This is a genomic window from Ruegeria sp. BHSB064 (genome assembly GCF_059613205.1).
In genome coordinates, this window is record NZ_JBXWSB010000056.1 from 12,056 (window position 1) to 28,269 (window position 16,214).

Below are 16,214 nucleotides of genomic sequence, written 5' to 3' on the forward strand. Positions count from 1 at the left end.
CATGACCGAACTGAAAACAGACCTCCTGGTCATTGGGGCCGGGTCCGGCGGGCTGTCGGTTGCGGCAGGGGCCAGCCAGATGGGCGCGGATGTGGTCCTGCTGGAAGGGCACAAGATGGGCGGAGATTGCCTGAACTTCGGCTGCGTCCCGTCCAAGGCGCTGATCGCAAGTGGGAAGGTCGCTTATGGTCAGGCGCATTCCGAAGTATTCGGGGTCGCGGATGCGTCCCCTCAGATCGACTATGCGGCGGCCAAGGATCACGTGCATGACGTCATCGCCCAGATTGAGCCGATGGACAGCCAGGAACGGTTCGAAGGATTTGGCGTCAAGGTGATCCGCGAATACGGTGCCTTTATCTCTTCTAACCAAGTACAGGCCGGCGATTACGTGATCTCTGCGCGCCGAATCGTGATTGCGACCGGATCTTCGCCCTTGGTGCCGCCAATCCCGGGGCTGGACACGGTTCCTTACTATACGAATGAAACCATTTTTGATCTGCGCGAACGACCGGATCACCTACTGATCATCGGTGGTGGACCGATTGGTGTGGAAATGGCGCAGGCCCATCGACGTCTCGGAAGCAAAGTCACGGTCATCGAAGGCCAGAAGGCGTTGGGCAAAGACGACCTCGAAGCCGCCTCGCTGGTGTTGGAGACGTTGCGCAATGAGGGCGTCGACATCCACGAAGACGCCATGGTGGCGCAAATCCGGGGCAGCGAAGGCACAGTAGAGGTCGTGACCGAGAACGGTGAGATTCACCGGGGCACTCACCTTTTGATTGCGGCCGGACGAAAAGCCAATGTTGAAAGCCTGAACCTGGAGGTGGCAGGAATTGAGCGCACCCGGACCGGCATCAAAACCGATGAGGCCCTGAGGACGACAAACCGCAAGGTCTATGCCATCGGTGATGTTGCGGGTGGGCTGCAGTTCACACATGTGGCCGGGTATCACGCGGGTATCATTATTCGCTCGGCGTTGTTTGGCCTGCCGTCCAAAGCCAAAACCGCGCATATCCCCTGGGCGACCTATACCGATCCGGAACTGGCGCAGGTCGGTATGACCGAAGCGCAGGCCCGCGACCAGCACGGTGACAGGTTGGAAGTTGCCCGCTTTGACTATCACCATAACGACCGGGCCATATCCGAGCGTAAAACAAAGGGCTTCATCAAAGTTATGGTTGTCAAAGGCCGACCTGTCGGGGCCACAATTGTTGGCCATCAGGCAGGCGAGTTGATCAACTTGTGGTCGCTGGCATTGGCCAATAACCTGAAGATGGGGCAGATCGCCGCGATGGTTTCGCCTTATCCGACGATCGGAGAGCTTAACAAACGCGTTGCGGGTGCTTATTTCACGCCAAGGCTGTTTGAGAATCAGACAGTTAAACGAGTGGTCAGGTTCGTCCAGCGCTGGATTCCCTGACCTGAGGAGGGGCGCATTTTGAACTCGCTGTCGGGCCGATTTCTGATCCTGACGACGGTCTTCGTCATGTTGGCCGAAGTCCTGATTTTTGTCCCGTCTATCGCTCGGTTCCGCGAGGATTTTCTGCTGAACCGACTGGAGCGCGCCCAGATTGCCTCGCTCGCCTTGCTTGCAGACGATATGCTGGCCGAGGACCTCGAGGCGGAACTGCTGGCGAATGCCGGTGTTTATAACGTCGTGCTGCGTCGGGACGAAGTTCGACAGCTTATGTTGTCTTCACCGATTCCGGACTCCATTGCCAAGACATTCGATCTGCGCGATGCGGGCCCCTGGGTTCTGATCCGTGATGCCATAAGCCGGATTGTCACGCCCGAAAATGAAATCATTCGAGTGATTGGCGAACCCGTCAAAGACGCAGGGCTGTTGATCGAGGTCACCACGGACAGCGCCCCTTTGCGCATGGCGATGGTGGATTACGGGCTTCGCATTCTGGGTCTGTCTTTTGTCATTTCGATCATCACAGCTTCACTGTTGTTTCTTGCGGTACGTGTGGTTCTTGTTCGTCCGATCAAAAGCGTTGTGGGATACATGCAGCGCTATGCCAGCGCGCCCGAAGACGCGCGGGGCATTATCTCGCCAAACTCGAAGGTGACGGAACTGCGCGAGGCCGAAGAGGCTTTGAAAATGCTGCAGACGGACCTGACACAGGCGCTGCGACAGCGCGAAAGGCTGGCACAACTGGGTGGGGCGGTGGCCAAAGTCAGTCACGATCTGCGTAACATATTAACGTCGGCACAGCTGTTCACCGACAGGATCGAATCCAGCGACGATCCCTTGGTTCGCCGGATGGCACCGAAACTGGTGAACTCTATCACGCGCGCTGTGTCGCTGTGTGAAAGCACGCTGGCCTTTGGGCGCGCGGAAGAACCCGCGCCCACCTTGACGATGGTTCCTGTGCGGACGCTGGCTGCAGATGTGGCAGCCAGCGAGCAGCTTGCCGTCGCCGATGCCTGCGTTGAAATCGTAAACGAAGTGCCAGAAGACCTGATTGTCCGTGCAGATCCCGAACAATTGTTCCGGGTCATCATGAACCTCGTACGCAACGCGCGTCAGGCATTGGTGGCATCTGCCAAACCCGGACGCGTTACAATTGCTGGCTGCGAATATGGAGACACGTGGTGCATTGAAATCAGCGATACAGGCCCGGGGCTTCCACCAAAAGCGCGCGAAAACCTGTTTACACCATTCCAGGGCGGAGTTCGAAAGGGCGGTTCGGGTTTGGGGCTGGCGATTTCCCAGGAACTTGTGCGCGGACATGGTGGAGACCTGACTTTGAAACACACCGGACCCGAAGGAACAGTGTTCGAAATAAGCCTTCCACGTGGCGACATGACTTTTTGAAAAATTTTTGAAGAATCGACTTGCACGTCTGAGGCGGCAGGTCTAAACACCGCTTCACCAACGCGGACCGATAGCTCAGCTGGATAGAGTACTTGACTACGAATCAAGGGGTCGGGGGTTCGAATCCTCCTCGGTCCGCCACTTGGTGATTGTGTCGGGCGACACATAGTTCTGCACCCAGCGACAGAACCTTGCCATTTCGCCTCACTTCCTTCATCCAGCACCTAAACCGATTTTATTGATCCTGACTTCCTTTTGGGAAAATCAGGGCTGATTTGCAGATCAGACGCCGAGCAAAGCTGGGAAATGAAGCGAAGGCCGGCCAAAAGAGGAAACGGCTTTGGGGATTGCGCCGAAGTTATTGGTCACTCTGACCGTGCCGGACGCGCGAAAGCGTTTTGGCAGGCCGTCGCTTGATCTTGGGCAAGTTTCCGATGCATACATAACGACGCCGCCTGTGGTCGTGAAATCCGGACCCTCGTACGTCACCACGCAGGGCAAAAGAGGCATTCCATTTACGACGAGGGACCGTTGAGAAAGCCATTTCGGCCTAAGCAATGCATTGGCAATTTTTACGGCACGAAATCATTTCCCAGCAAAATTTCCTGCTGTTAGTCTAGGAAATCATGGAGAGCCGACCAAATCGTCGATTAGCAGCGATCCTAGCCGCCGATGTTGCAGGCTATTCAAAGCTGGTAAGCGTAGACGAAGAAGGGACGGTCGCTCAATTTCGACGGCTCCGCAAAGAAGTTGTCGAACCAATAATATCAAAGTCGTCTGGGCGCATAGCGAACACAGCAGGCGATAGTTTTTTGATCGAGTTCCAAAGTGCGGTCGATGCAGTACGCGCGGCAGTTGAGATTCAATCTGAACTCATCAAAAAAAATTCCAGCATTGATCCCGAACGCGCAATCACTTTTCGGATTGGGTTAAATGTCGGTGACATCATATCGAATGGCGAAGACATCTTGGGAGACGGCGTCAACGTTGCAGCACGCCTCGAGGCTCTGGCAGATCCCGGCGGTATTATAGTTTCGCAATCCGTCGTCGGATACGTCCGGAACAAGGTACCATTCAGCTTCACCCCGATCGGTCTTCAAAAAGTCAAAAACATTGCCGAACCAATCGAGGCATACCGCGTTGAGACAGGTGCGTCGCCTCCATCCACAAAGCCCAATAAAAAAAGGCTAGCCGTCACGCTGAAGTTGGTAGCTGCCATTGCATGTTTAGCGGCAATCGGACTGGTCTGGGAAAACAAAAGGGATGTGGGCCAATTGCGCGCCTCAGAGGCGCAAAGGGTCTTCCCCTTACCTGATGTACCTTCAATTGCTGTACTGCCGATCGCGAATTTTACCAATAATGCTTCGAACAAGGTGTTGATCGACGGATTTTCCGAAGACTTGATCACCGATTTGTCCCGCATTTCGGGGCTGTTCGTCATAGCAGGCAATACGTCATTCACCTACCAGGACAGTGAGATAGATATCGCAGGCTTTGCCGAGAAACTGGGGGTGCGATACGTCGTTGATGGAAGTCTCAGAAGCACCGATACAGGGTTTCGTATCAACATACGTCTGACAGATACTTTGAACGGCAGACTGATATGGGCGGAACGGTTCGACGGAGAAGTCGGTGATATATTTGATGTTCAGAACACTATCGTACTGGAAATAGCAAAGGAATTGGACGTTCCGCTCGATACGACAAAGCGAAATGCAATTGAAAACGTTGAAACCGATACTGTCGAGGCGCGTGAAGCCTTTCAACAGGGTTGGGAACTATACTCGCGCTTTAATGAGCAAGATAACCTTGCTGCGATCCCACACTTTGAAAAGGCCGTTGAGCTGGATCCAGATTACGGTCGCGCTTGGGCAACTCTTGCTTTGGCCCATCTACGACCGCACATTTTCCACCACTGGAAAGGCTTCGCTGACACGGGCGAGCAGATGCATATTGGCCTGTTCTACAAGTACTACCGTGAGGTTACACAGCAGGACACAGCGTTGATCCATGTTATTAGGGCAATAGTGAGCCTTAACCTTCCAGATTGGGATGGCGCCGCAGGTCTCAGCCGTGGAACGGACGAGGCCAGACAAGAGGCAGCCAAAGCCATCGCCCTGCAACCCAGCGACCCCGAAGCACATCTGACGATGGGATGGGCTCTGATTGCTGACGGCGAGCCTGAAGAAGGTCTTGCCTTTGTACAAGCTGCGATGCGTCTGGATCCGGCCTATCCCAGCCATTATGCCCTGTTCGAAGGTGCCGCGTTTTTTGCAATGAATGATTTGGCGAACGCAGAGGCAGCAATCTTGCAGGAGCTGGACAGAAACCCGGAAGCGATTGAACTTATGCCCTTTGCGGCTTCAGTGCTGGCGCTGAATGGTAATCGTCGCGCGGCGCGGGCGATGATCGATCAATGGCAAAAAGGAGAACATGCTGGCGCGCTTCAAGAAGTCGTCCGAGAGTATTTCTTTATCGTCCGTTGGGTTGGCGAGCATCGGTATTTAAACAATCGGATCAACAAGGGCCTCCGGCTGGCTGCTCTTCCTCCGGCCACTACTGTCGCCAGTCTGATCGCCGACTTGTCGCGCGGGGATGCCAATGAACAACGGGTTGCCGCGCAATCGTTGGCACTGTTTGGGTCGCAAGCGGCCCCCGCAGTTCCCGAGCTTATGCAATTGTTGGGCAGTCCGTCAGTTTTTGTAAGAAAGGAAGCGGCCATTGCACTGGGTGAGGTTGGGCCAGAGGCATCTCCTGCGCTTTCTGCTTTGGAGGCAATGGTGGATGAGTCACTCTCAGGCAGCTTCGCCGCGCGATCTATTGAACAAATTCGCGGGAATTCGAAAGAGCAATGAAAACCAATTCGATTCAGAGCTCACCAACGTAGCCGGGACCGTTAAGCCACAAGACGGTTTTACGTGGAGTAAGATAGTACAGACAAACCAAGTTCGGGTTCACTGGCCCTGAGCCTCCCCAATTGAGTGGCCCAAGGTCATCGTGACGCTTGCGCGAAGGCACTGGAAAATCCGGCGTCGTTGCTTGCGGAACAGGCCGAATACCTGCGCAACCAGTCTGCTGGTTCTTGCCGCTTGTGGCATCGGGCAACTCGGTTTGAAGTTGCAATTCCCGCTTCACACGGTTCAAGCCCGTTCAGGTGTCTCGCGTCTTCAAAGTTTCTGACGGCAATTCACCAAAGAACAAACGATAGTCTCGCGCGAATTGACCCATGTGCCAAAACCCGTAGGTGTTGGCGACTGTGGCGACACCTAATGAGAGTGACCCTTTGAGCAATGCTTCTCTGACGTTGTTCAATCGCAGCCTCATGTAATAGGCTTTTGGACTTTGTCCGAAACGCTCTTTGAACGCTCGGTTTAGTGTGCGCAGTGACGCTCCGCTTTCGGTGCACAGGTCTTCGATTGACACGGGCTCCTCCAAATTTGCGCTCATGACTTCAATTGCCCGGTTGAGCGCCCGGCGTCTTGTTTGCGCTGTACTTTTGTCTTGATGGGCTTCGCTGTTTGTCACGAGCGTCGCAACTTCAAGCATCAGCGCTTCGTCAACGTCTTCCGTCCAAGGCTGTTCAGGATTTTCCAACAAATGCGCAATATCGCGTTCCAACCTGTCCATTCTGCGCGCATTGTCTTCGGAAAGAAGCAATCTAACGGCCGGGTCATCGGTTGCCAGTGTGTATCCGCAAGACTGCGCAAGTCTTTGGAAACGACGGGTGTTGAACGAAACTACGTTGCCAAAAAATCTGTCCGTAGACACACCGTCAAAACCATCATTGTTTCCAAAGGTCAGGAATGCATCACCGTCCATTTCACAACCTTGCCATGAGTTGATTGTGCCCTGACGTGCGATACCAAATGTGCTCCAGCCTTCGGGCGAGACACCCCGCTGATGCACGGTGCCGCTCAGCGAAATGTTCAACACAGAAGACGTCAGACTGGAACGAACTGTAATCTGTGTCGCCAAATGACCTGAGTCCAACTGGCGAAAATCCAGCTCCCAGGGTGTCATCCCGGCAAGATCATTCGGATGTGTCAAATCCAGTTTCACCGCAGAAGACACCGCCTGAACTGCGGTGTTCTCTTCGTCAGGCAAGTTTGGCCGATTTTTGATGTGGTCCATTCCGGTATCCTGACAGTTTACCGGTAAAGAAAACAAATTCGAATAGGACTGAGTCAAGTGTCACTTAAAGGTCCAAAGCCGCCTATGGGGCGGCCTCGCCTGCCCACCTCTGATGCTCGTTCAGAGAGGGTTGTGACCTTTCTTACCCCGCCAGAATACCAAAGCCTCATGAAACTGGCGCACAAATCCGAACAATCGCTTTCAGCCCAATGCCATGACCTGATTGCAGAGGCGTTGAAAGAAATCGCTTCCAACAGGAGAACCGGAAATGAAGACTAGACTAAAACATTTGGCGTCAGCGTCTGTCATGCTAGCTTTACTTTCAGGCGCACAAGTCGCAGCCCAAAGCGATCCAATCATCCATGATGGCGAATTCAACTTCTTGCAGGCTCAATTCGGGGAACAATGGGACGCGCAGGACGCGGATATTGAGTCAAAACTGACCGAGATCCGAGACGCCAATGGCGGTCAGCCGCCCAACTTCCTCTATATTCTGATTGACGACGTAAGTTTCGGTCAGATGGGAGACCGGACAATGAACTACGTCACCGGCTTTGATACGCCGAACATCAATGATTTTGCTTCACAGGGCATGTCTTTGATGCGGATGTATACCGAGCCGTCCTGCACACCGACACGCACGGCCATGCTGACAGGCCGACATCCTGTGCGCGCGGGCGTAGAAGAAGTGAAAGTTGCCCTGGTTGGCGAAGGTCTTTCTTCAGAGGAAGTCACAATTGCCGAAATACTGAAAGAGGAAGGCTATAACACGGCGCATGTTGGCAAATGGCACCAGGGGGATATCGAGCAGGCATATCCGCACAACCAAGGTTTTGACTGGGCTGCCTTCCCTTTGCATCAACAGGTCCAACTCAGCTTGATGACACGTGATGCGATGGTTGCCAACAATATGCTTGGCTTTCATCCATCCGGCCAGTCTAATCAGTTCCTGTTGGATGAGCGCTTCAAACCCTATGGCCTCGTAACTGGCGTAGAGGCGGTCGCCGGAGGTCAGGCCCGAGAAGTAGACATGGAGCCGGGCGAGGAATGGACGCAAGCGAAGTACGAAGAGATGAACCTTCGGTATCAGCAACAGGCCTTGGAACAGCTTGAACGCCTGGTAGCCAGCGATGAGCCGTTTTTCATACAATACTGGCCATTATATCCGCTGAACTTCGCTTACCCCGATCAGGCCGTATCGCGTAACGGTGGCTTTCATGCCGATAAACTACAAGTGCTCGACGGGTGGATTGGCGACGTTCTGGCCAAGCTGGAAGAAACCGGCAAAGCGGACAACACAATTGTAATGATCATGGCCGACAACGGCTTGATGTATCATTACGAGGGCACATCCGGGCTGAATCAACTCATCTACCGTGGGGGTAAGACTCAACATCTGGAAGGCGGGGTGCGGACAAACGCATTCATCAGATGGCCCGGTGTAATCGAAGCGGGAAGTGCGGCGGGCGACATTGTCCACGTGTCGGATCTGTTCACGACCTTCGCCAGGATTGCAGGTGCGACTGACCGGATTCCACGCGACCGCGTCATTGACGGGATCGACCAAACTGCGCTGCTTTTGGAGGGCGAAGGCAATTCCCGCCGCGACTACGTCTATGTCTATGAAGGGCCGGTACTGCGATCGGTGGTAAAGCAAGAGTTCAAGATGCACTTGCCAGCACCCGGGCAGCCCGGAGCTGCGGCACCGGTCTTCAACGTCTACCGTGATCCACGGGAACAGCATCCCTTGGTCGGGTACTCGCTTTGGTCCGGCGCTTCGTTTCAGGACATGGTGAAGCGACATCAGAAGACTATCGAAAAATACCCCCATAATCCGCTTGGCAAGGGTGTCCCGTATGAAGGGATTGAAAACCTACGACCTGAAAGTGAGCTGGCCCGCGAAGTCTTCTCAAGTTGGCAATAAAACAAGTCAGGCAGGCGCAGGGATTTGAGTCGCTGCGCCGGCTTCAGCGCAAAGACCACCACAAAGGCTCCGAAAATGAACCCTATTTTTTGCGCCAATCATAAGGAGAGATTGTCCGCGCTGGCTTGCGCGCTTTGGGTCGGGTTTGCCCCGTCCGCACATGCGGAAAACCCTACCTGGGATTTCACCGGCTACCTTTATCTTTGGGGACCAGCCTTGAGAGGTGAAACAACAACGGGAACCAGCATCGACATCAGTTTCAGCGAGATGTTGGACAACCTGGACTTTGGCTTGATGGGCGCGGTGGAAGCGCGGCGCGGAAAGCTCTCGGTCTTTGTTGATGGTTTGTATCTGAATATGGGCAATGACCAATCTACAACCGCTGGTCTTGGCATCCCCGTGTCCGGAGGCGTCGATGTAAAGGGAACGGTGTTCACGGGCTCGGTTGGCTACGACCTGATCGAAACACAAGAAGCGCGCTTTTCGATATTGGGCGGAATACGAAGCTTAAGCCTGGAGAACACCGTCAACATTGCAGTCGCTGGGGGATCGCAACGTGTTTCGGGCAAAATCAACAACTGGGACGCCGTCATCGGTTTTCGCGGTACGCGTCAGTTCACCGACCGTTGGGGGATGTCATACTATGCCGATATTGGCTCTGGCGACAGTGAACTGACAACCCAGATCAGTCTGGCAGCAAACTACAGAATTAACAGCTGGGATCTCGTGCTGGGCTATCGGTACCTCGATTGGAATATCGGAGATTCTTAGCCGATCTCAGACCTGACTTTCGACGGTCCATTTGTTGGCGCACGGTTCGGCTTTTGAAACTGGTGCAGACAGTACCCGTGTTTCACCGAACGCAAGTCTGCGCTTGGTCGAGAACGGACATAACGATCACTTAAGAGGAGCAACCAAATGACTATCATACGAATGTTGATCCTGGCCGCCGCTTTGTCAGGTGGTGGAAACCTTAACACTGCGCTTGCTTCTGAAGAGCGCGCTATCCCCATCGAAGGTGTGGCCAACACACGGGACCTTGGGGGCCTTAAGACCACAGATGGTCGCACGGTGCGTACAGGCCAACTCATTCGTTCTGGTGAAATAGATGGCATGGGCACGGACGGAATGACCTTTGTCGAGGATCTCGGGGTGACGTCCATCGTTGATCTCAGAACCACTTTGGAAGCGACGGCCCACCCAATTCACTGGCCAACCGGACAGGGACCAACGCGCTACAATTTTCCCGTCATGGAAAAAGAAGCTCAAATGATTGAGGACATGCGCAACGATATCAAGTCTGGGACCGCTACTGAGGCAGGAACAGACGCGCTTTTCTTCGACGCCTTCGGATACATTCCGACTGACTACACGACTGAACTTCGAAACCTGTTCGACGTTTTGATAAACCAGCCGGAAGGTGAAGCCGTGCTTTACCATTGCTCGGGTGGGAAAGACAGAACCGGCGTTGCAACCGCTTTGGTCCTGAGTGCGCTGGGCGTCACGAGAGAGGACATCGAATCTGATTTCATGATGAGCAATGTCCTTAAGGATGCTGACAACGCGTCAGTGAAGATTGCCAACCAAGTAAATGCTGAGCACGGCACGAACATGCCCCCTGAAGCTGTCTGGCCTTCGTTGGGTGTACGAATGGAGTACCTGGATAACTTTTACAACAGCGTGAACGAGACCTATGGCTCCGTGGACACCTATTTGCAGGAAGGTCTTGGCCTGACGAACGCAGACCTGGAAAAACTGCGCAATCGGTACTTGAACTGATCAAGTTCGAAAAGGAGTGAGGCCAAGGCCGGGAACCATCAGCCTATCTTTCCGAAATGCTACTGCAAAGCGCTCCACACCAGTAGGGGTCGGAGCGCTTCTGCTCGGCAACGGCCTTACTCAAGCCGAAACAAAGCCGCCTCGCTACCTGCAGCGAAATTGGTCTTTTTGATTTCAATCGGTTATATTTGAATGTGATCAGTTGAAGACGGGGTGGGACGGGTGAACAGTTCTATTTCTGATGAGGCGATGGCGAGGCTCCCGTTTTGGGTAACACCTCCGGGGGAGACGGACGGTTTTCTGATCGTTGTAGGATTGGTTCTAGTCATGGCGCTGCTGGGTTTTGGTGCACTCTATTTCACCGTGCAAGCCATTCCTGATCGCATGGCCGCTGGTGCTCACAAAGTACAAATGCAGTTGGTCGGCGTGCTTGGGTTGATCTCTCTCTTCACCCTGAACAACGCCTTTTGGATCGCGGCAATTCTGATCGCTGCCGTGCCGTTGCATGAAATCTTTCCACTCAATACCGAAGTAGACGTCTCGGAGAGCGACAATGCTTGAGTTAGTCTTCTCTGCGCTGATCACAATCGTCCCGGACTATTTGTATCGCCGTTACAAACAGGGCAAGCGGTGGGGCCACGAAATAACCCTGTTCAACGTCTGGTATGAATTGCGGTGGGGTTTGACCGCCTGCGCAATACTGGCTGTGACGCTGATCACGATTATCTTCTATTTCCACCCCTCAACGCGGAATGTCTCTGCGGCGTTTCGCACGGTTACCATTCTGTCGGATCGCGCGGGGCGGGTCGCGGAGGTCTACGTTGCCAACAATGAAGACGTTACAGCTGGCGAAGCCATTTTCCGTTTGGACACCACACGGCAGGAGGCAGCGGCGGAGACGTCTCAGCGACGTATCGAAGAGATTGAGGCGGCTTTGGGCCTGACCGCAACAGAAGTCACAAGCGCCATCGCAAGGGTTGAGGCCGCGCAAGCTGACCTTGCTCAGGCTACGAGCGATTTGGACCGACGTCTGGAGCTTGCGGAACGAAACAACACTGTTGTTAGTGAGCAGGAATTGGAACGCTTGCAAACAGCAGTGACCGGCGCGGAAAGTCAGCGCGCAGCCGCTCTTGCCTCGCTAGACGGTGCTAAACTGCGTCAAACCACTCTTCTCCCTGCGCAGCTTGAAACTGCACGTGCGGTTTTGAGAGAGGCTGAGAACGAGATATCAAAATCCACCGTATTTGCTGAGGTGGATGGGACTGTAACGCAGTTCCTCCTAAAGCCGGGTGACATTGTTAATCCGATTCTACGCCCTGCAGGGATTTTGGTGCCCAAAGTCACTGGTCAAGGGCGTTTTGTTGCAGCGTTCGGTCAGATTTCAGTAAGCGTGTTGAGGCCGGGTATGCTGGTGGAAATCACTTGTCCATCCAAACCGTTGACCATAATCCCAATGGTCATAGACGAAGTACAGGGCGCGATTGCTGCGGGGCAATTCAGACCAGGGGATGCACTGCTGGATCAGCAGGACCGAGTCCGCCCCGGTACAGTTACGGCTTTTCTGGCACCGATTTTCCCGCAGCATCTTGAGAGCATCCCACCCGGTAGTGCGTGTGTTGGCGTTGCCTACACAAGTCGAGCGGAGGAAATCGACGCTGGTGAGATCACGGGTCTCTCTGCTTTCATCGCAAGGATTGTGGATGGCATGGGTATAGCAAATGCAATTGTCTTGCGTGCGCAAGCGATCCTGCTTCCTGTGAAGACATTGGTATTCAACTAGGCCCCGACCGGCAGAGAGGTAGAGTTTCGCTATGGGTTGCGACGCCAGCTACATTTGCACGTTTCTGTCGGTTTTCTTTTACGACCTAGTCTACCTGTCACCCATAATTGTGTTTTTATTGGTTCTGGTTTGCACACTGGGAATATCGATTGGCAAGATCGAAGGCTGGTCAACTGGATCGAGCCTCTACCATGCGTTCATAAACGCTACCACGGTAGGTTACGGCGACATAAAACCTGAGAAACCCGCGAGCCGGGCTTTGGCTGTTATGAATGCATTTGTTGGGCTGATCTTTGCCGGAATTATTGTCGGTATAGGCGTTCATGCCGTCGAGACCGCGATGACAGCGGAGTTCTAATTTTTTTGAACTAGTCAGTTGAAATTGCGCATCCGCGCGTTGCCACTTGCCTAAGGAAGCGAGCGTGCTTCTTGTAAACTGGCCCTACACAAGGACACCCGAAGGGTCCTACGTGTGTTGCTTGGTTTCGTGCGGGGTTTTGGTGTTGTGTCCGGCAGGGGCCAACGAAAGTAATACATGCCATGTCTGGACAGTGAGAGACACGCATGCAGCTTCATTTTGTGTCACACCTGTGTGCCACACCGCTCTGACGCCTTGCTATCTAGTTGTATTGTTAGGTTTTGGTGGAGCCTAGGGGAGTCGAACCCCTGACCTCTTGCATGCCATGCAAGCGCTCTCCCAACTGAGCTAAGGCCCCATCATGGTACCGTCGGCGCGGTGACCGGACGTTTATGAGACAGACGCGCCGAGTGCAAGTCCAAAAATGGAAATCACCGCAACTTTCCGTTCAGGTCTGAGGTCGAATAAAAAGGCGACCCTTGGGTCGCCTTTTTTGCTTGATCAGTTGTCTTCGTCCGACGACATGTCGGTGATGTCGTCCAAAGATACGTCATCGTTATTGTCGTCATCGTCGTCCAGCAGATCGTCATCCAGTTCGACGTCGACATTGTCGTCATCGTCCAGAACCAGATCTTCGTCTGACGCGTTTTCACGTGCCTTGACCGAAGCTGCATCTTCTGCATCCGCCGCGATCATGCGGCTTTTGGATGTTTCAAGCTCCACGATCTCGCCAGTGTAGGGGCTGATGATCGGGTCCTTGTTTAGGTCGTAAAACCGCTTACCGGTTGTCGGGCAAACGCGCTTTACGCCCCATTCTTCCTTGGGCATGTCAAATCCCCTTGATATCAGGTGAGTCGTCTAAATGATTCAGCTCACCTGCCACAGGCAGAGGGCACTGTCAAAGTCTTTGCGCAAGAGAGGTCGCAATATGGGAGAGCACGCATTGCCAGGGACGCCGCCGGTGCCATTGAGGCTGCGCAAATCGGCCCGGGCACGGCGTATCAGTTTACGTATTTCCCAACTGGATGGGCGGGTTACGTTGACTTATCCGGTTGGCGTGCCTGAAACCGAAGCCCTGAATTTTGCACGTACCAAGGAAGAATGGATCCGGCAGCATTTGCAGGATCGGCCGGATAAGACTCAGGTCGAGTTTGGGCAGACAATCCCAATCGAAGGCGTTGATCGGCGAATCGTTCCGGCAACTGGCCGTCGGGTGTTGCTTCAGGCGCATGAAGTTGCGGTTCCTGAAGGCGCCGAGGCGCGGCGATTGGCCCGGTTTCTCAAGGAACTGGCGCGGGACCGTTTGTCCGGTGCATGTGACGACTATGCTGCGATGCTTGGACGCCCGTACACCACGCTCAGCCTGCGCGACACGCGGTCTCGCTGGGGATCCTGCAGCTCGCACGGTGGGTTGATGTTCTCATGGCGCCTTATTCTGGCACCGCCTGAGGTGTTGCATTACGTGGCGGCTCATGAAGTGGCGCATCTGGCTGAGATGAATCATTCGCGTGCGTTTTGGGATCAGGTCGAGAAGATTTTTGGTCCGTATCAAAAGCCTCGTCGCTGGTTGCGCGACAACGGGGCCGAGTTGCATCGATACAGGTTCGATGCAGAGCCGAGTTGACCTTGCGCCATTTTGTGATCACATAAGTGGATGATTAGCGCGCGCCCTTCCGAAACCCAAACTGCCACACATGACCGGGTGTACCGGGCTCTGCGATCCAGAATCATGCATGGCGAAATGGCACCGGGTCAGGCACTTACCCTGCGCGGCATTGGAAAGGAGTTCGGCGTCTCGATGACCCCAGCGCGCGAGGCGGTGCGCCGTCTGGCTGCGGAAGGGGCGCTGTTCCTGTCAACCTCGGGTCGCGTGTCGACCCCTGAGCTCACAAATGACCGGATCGAAGAATTGGCGGCGTTGCGCGCTTTGCTGGAGGTTGAGCTGGCAAGCCGGGCTTTGCCACGCGCGCATATCGCACTGATTGATAGGTTGCAGAGCATCAACATGACCGTTGCTGAAATGGTGACCAAGCGGGATGCGGTTGGCTATATTCGGTCGAATCTGGAGTTTCACCGCACTTTGTATCTGCGCGCGCAAGCGCCTGCGATGCTGGCCATTGCTGAAACGGTCTGGTTGCAATTGGGACCAACAATGCGGGCGTTGTATGGACGTCTGCGGCGGACCGAGCCCCCGCATTACCACAAGTTGATCATTGCTGCGCTCAAGGCCGGGGACGAGCCCGGTTTACGACTTGCTGTGCGCTCGGACGTGACACAAGGGTTGCGTTTGCTGGTGAGCTGAGCGGCTTCCCGCCGACATCACGATGCTGCCCAATCACGGCGTCACACTTCTGGCCTGTAGGGTTCTGCTGGGGTACGCTTGTGCCAAATCACAAACAAGAGCAGACCCCAAACATGATCACACGCCGTGCCTTTTCTATTTGCCTTGGATCAACGCTATTGGCTGCCTGTTCGGGCGGCAGTGCTCCGTCAAGCGCCCCTGCATCGCGAATGCGGGCGGTGCCCAACGCAGGCTGGGATGCCTGGGTTGCCGGGTTCAAGACCCGCGCTTCATCGCAAGGGATTTCACAGACCACGCTTGATCAGGCATTCCGTGGGGCGGGGTACCTGCCCGACGTAATTGAACGCGACCGCAACCAGGTCGAGTTCAAACGTTCGCTCGAAGACTATCTGGCCATCGCTGCATCGGATGAACGGATTGAAACCGGTCAAAAGATGCTTCGACAGTATAACGGCACCCTGTCGCAAATCGAAGCGCAGTATGGCGTGGACAAAGAAATCGTCGTGGCAATCTGGGGGCTGGAAAGCCGCTATGGCGCGCGCCGTGGGGATGTTCCTGTCGTCTCGGCGACATCAACGCTTGCGTATGATGGACGGCGCGGAGCGTTTTTTGAAAAGCAATTGGTTGCGGCCCTGCGTATCTTGCAGGAAGGCGACACAACACCCGCCAACATGACCGGCAGCTGGGCCGGGGCAATGGGGCATACGCAGTTCATTCCGACCTCATACCTTGCCTATGCGGTGGATTTTACAGGTGATGGGCGACGCGATATCTGGTCCGAAGATCCGACGGATTCGCTGGCTTCTACGGCGTCGTATCTGGCGCGGGCCGGTTGGGTTCGGGGTCAACCATGGGGTGGAGAGGCCGGGACAGTGTCCGGCACGCCGGTCGCTGTGCTACAACCTCAGACGCCGGGGCCGCGTATTGCCGTGTTCCGCAATTTTCAAGTGATCAAACGCTATAACAACTCGGACAGCTATGCGATTGGTGTGGGCCATCTGGCGGACAGGATCGCAGGTGGCGCGCCGTTTCAGGCCTCGTTCGGACCGGACGCAAATGGTCTGACTTTAGAGGACCGTAAAGAGTTGCAACGCCGTCTGACATCCGCCGGGTATGACA

General features: G+C 54.7%; 14 protein-coding genes and 2 tRNA genes. 13 read left to right on the forward strand and 3 right to left on the reverse strand.

Going from position 1 to position 16,214, the window contains the following annotated elements; genetic code table 11:
* The first annotated feature begins 1 nt into the window (after position 1).
* From AC2FNU_RS13980 to AC2FNU_RS13995, 4 genes are all read left to right on the forward strand, one after another.
* Positions 2 to 1,420 carry a dihydrolipoyl dehydrogenase family protein gene (locus tag AC2FNU_RS13980; RefSeq protein WP_496789430.1) on the forward strand — a complete coding sequence of 473 codons (1,419 nt, stop codon included), beginning with the start codon at positions 2 to 4 and terminating at the stop codon, positions 1,418 to 1,420.
* Positions 1,421 to 1,435: 15 nt separating this feature from the next.
* On the forward strand, positions 1,436 to 2,821 hold the full coding sequence (locus AC2FNU_RS13985) for an ATP-binding protein (protein ID WP_496789472.1): 1,386 nt from the start codon (positions 1,436 to 1,438) through the stop codon (positions 2,819 to 2,821).
* Positions 2,822 to 2,885: 64 nt separating this feature from the next.
* Positions 2,886 to 2,962 (forward strand) — tRNA-Arg (locus AC2FNU_RS13990).
* A 485-nt stretch (positions 2,963 to 3,447) separates the two neighbouring features.
* Positions 3,448 to 5,676 carry a HEAT repeat domain-containing protein gene (locus tag AC2FNU_RS13995; protein ID WP_496789433.1) on the forward strand — a complete coding sequence of 743 codons (2,229 nt, stop codon included), beginning with the start codon at positions 3,448 to 3,450 and terminating at the stop codon, positions 5,674 to 5,676.
* Positions 5,677 to 5,971: 295 nt separating this feature from the next.
* Here AC2FNU_RS13995 and AC2FNU_RS14000 read toward each other — a convergent pair whose 3' ends face one another.
* A complete protein-coding gene (locus AC2FNU_RS14000) occupies positions 5,972 to 6,952 on the reverse strand; it encodes a helix-turn-helix domain-containing protein (RefSeq protein ID WP_496789436.1) in 981 nt (326 codons plus the stop codon).
* A 268-nt stretch (positions 6,953 to 7,220) separates the two neighbouring features.
* Here AC2FNU_RS14000 and AC2FNU_RS14005 point away from each other — a divergent pair, with 268 nt between their 5' ends.
* The 6 genes from AC2FNU_RS14005 (at position 7,221) to AC2FNU_RS14030 (ending at position 12,793) form a co-directional block, all read left to right on the forward strand.
* Entirely contained in the window at positions 7,221 to 8,876 is a 1,656-nt protein-coding gene (locus AC2FNU_RS14005; protein ID WP_496789438.1) for a sulfatase-like hydrolase/transferase, read from the forward strand.
* Positions 8,877 to 8,987: 111 nt separating this feature from the next.
* The gene (locus tag AC2FNU_RS14010; protein WP_496789441.1) at positions 8,988 to 9,647 is read left to right on the forward strand and encodes a hypothetical protein; all 660 of its coding nucleotides are present in this window, start codon (positions 8,988 to 8,990) and stop codon (positions 9,645 to 9,647) included.
* Between the two features lie 147 nt (positions 9,648 to 9,794).
* Positions 9,795 to 10,655 (forward strand): tyrosine-protein phosphatase, encoded by an 861-nt coding sequence (locus AC2FNU_RS14015; RefSeq protein WP_496789443.1) that lies wholly within the window; start codon positions 9,795 to 9,797, stop codon positions 10,653 to 10,655.
* Positions 10,656 to 10,877: 222 nt separating this feature from the next.
* Entirely contained in the window at positions 10,878 to 11,216 is a 339-nt protein-coding gene (locus tag AC2FNU_RS14020; RefSeq protein WP_496789446.1) for a hypothetical protein, read from the forward strand.
* Positions 11,209 to 12,435, forward strand: a complete 1,227-nt coding sequence (locus tag AC2FNU_RS14025; protein WP_496789449.1) for an HlyD family secretion protein — start codon at positions 11,209 to 11,211, stop codon at positions 12,433 to 12,435. The genes AC2FNU_RS14020 and AC2FNU_RS14025 overlap by 8 nt, the downstream gene beginning before the upstream one ends.
* Positions 12,436 to 12,466: 31 nt before the next feature.
* Positions 12,467 to 12,793, forward strand: a complete 327-nt coding sequence (locus tag AC2FNU_RS14030) for a potassium channel family protein (protein WP_496789452.1) — start codon at positions 12,467 to 12,469, stop codon at positions 12,791 to 12,793.
* A gap of 282 nt (positions 12,794 to 13,075) precedes the next feature.
* On the opposite strand, the gene AC2FNU_RS14035 is transcribed toward AC2FNU_RS14030, so the two are convergent.
* Both AC2FNU_RS14035 and AC2FNU_RS14040 read right to left on the reverse strand, forming a co-directional pair.
* Positions 13,076 to 13,151: transfer RNA gene (locus AC2FNU_RS14035), tRNA-Ala, on the reverse strand.
* A gap of 143 nt (positions 13,152 to 13,294) precedes the next feature.
* Complete coding sequence (locus tag AC2FNU_RS14040) at positions 13,295 to 13,621, reverse strand: TIGR02300 family protein (RefSeq protein WP_496789455.1); 327 nt, start codon at positions 13,619 to 13,621, stop codon at positions 13,295 to 13,297.
* A 100-nt stretch (positions 13,622 to 13,721) separates the two neighbouring features.
* On the opposite strand from AC2FNU_RS14040, the gene AC2FNU_RS14045 reads away from it, so the two are divergent.
* The 3 genes from AC2FNU_RS14045 to AC2FNU_RS14055 all read left to right on the forward strand — a co-directional run.
* Complete coding sequence (locus AC2FNU_RS14045; RefSeq protein ID WP_496789457.1) at positions 13,722 to 14,417, forward strand: M48 family metallopeptidase; 696 nt, start codon at positions 13,722 to 13,724, stop codon at positions 14,415 to 14,417.
* 30 nt (positions 14,418 to 14,447) lie between these two features.
* Positions 14,448 to 15,095, forward strand: a complete 648-nt coding sequence (locus AC2FNU_RS14050; RefSeq protein WP_480801842.1) for a GntR family transcriptional regulator — start codon at positions 14,448 to 14,450, stop codon at positions 15,093 to 15,095.
* A 113-nt stretch (positions 15,096 to 15,208) separates the two neighbouring features.
* Positions 15,209 to 16,214 (forward strand): lytic murein transglycosylase (locus AC2FNU_RS14055; RefSeq protein WP_496789462.1); only part of this gene is annotated, 1,006 nt, incomplete at its 3' end.

Coding starts and splice junctions, on each gene's coding strand:
- AC2FNU_RS13980 (WP_496789430.1), top strand. CDS start 2: ATGACCGAACTGAAAACAGACCTCCTGGTCATTGGGGCCGGGTCCGGC.
- AC2FNU_RS14000 (WP_496789436.1), bottom strand. CDS start 6,952: ATGGACCACATCAAAAATCGGCCAAACTTGCCTGACGAAGAGAACACC.
- AC2FNU_RS14025 (WP_496789449.1), top strand. CDS start 11,209: ATGCTTGAGTTAGTCTTCTCTGCGCTGATCACAATCGTCCCGGACTAT.
- AC2FNU_RS14045 (WP_496789457.1), top strand. CDS start 13,722: ATGGGAGAGCACGCATTGCCAGGGACGCCGCCGGTGCCATTGAGGCTG.
- AC2FNU_RS14050 (WP_480801842.1), top strand. CDS start 14,448: ATGATTAGCGCGCGCCCTTCCGAAACCCAAACTGCCACACATGACCGG.
- AC2FNU_RS14015 (WP_496789443.1), top strand. CDS start 9,795: ATGACTATCATACGAATGTTGATCCTGGCCGCCGCTTTGTCAGGTGGT.
- AC2FNU_RS13995 (WP_496789433.1), top strand. CDS start 3,448: ATGGAGAGCCGACCAAATCGTCGATTAGCAGCGATCCTAGCCGCCGAT.
- AC2FNU_RS14005 (WP_496789438.1), top strand. CDS start 7,221: ATGAAGACTAGACTAAAACATTTGGCGTCAGCGTCTGTCATGCTAGCT.
- AC2FNU_RS14030 (WP_496789452.1), top strand. CDS start 12,467: ATGGGTTGCGACGCCAGCTACATTTGCACGTTTCTGTCGGTTTTCTTT.
- AC2FNU_RS14040 (WP_496789455.1), bottom strand. CDS start 13,621: ATGCCCAAGGAAGAATGGGGCGTAAAGCGCGTTTGCCCGACAACCGGT.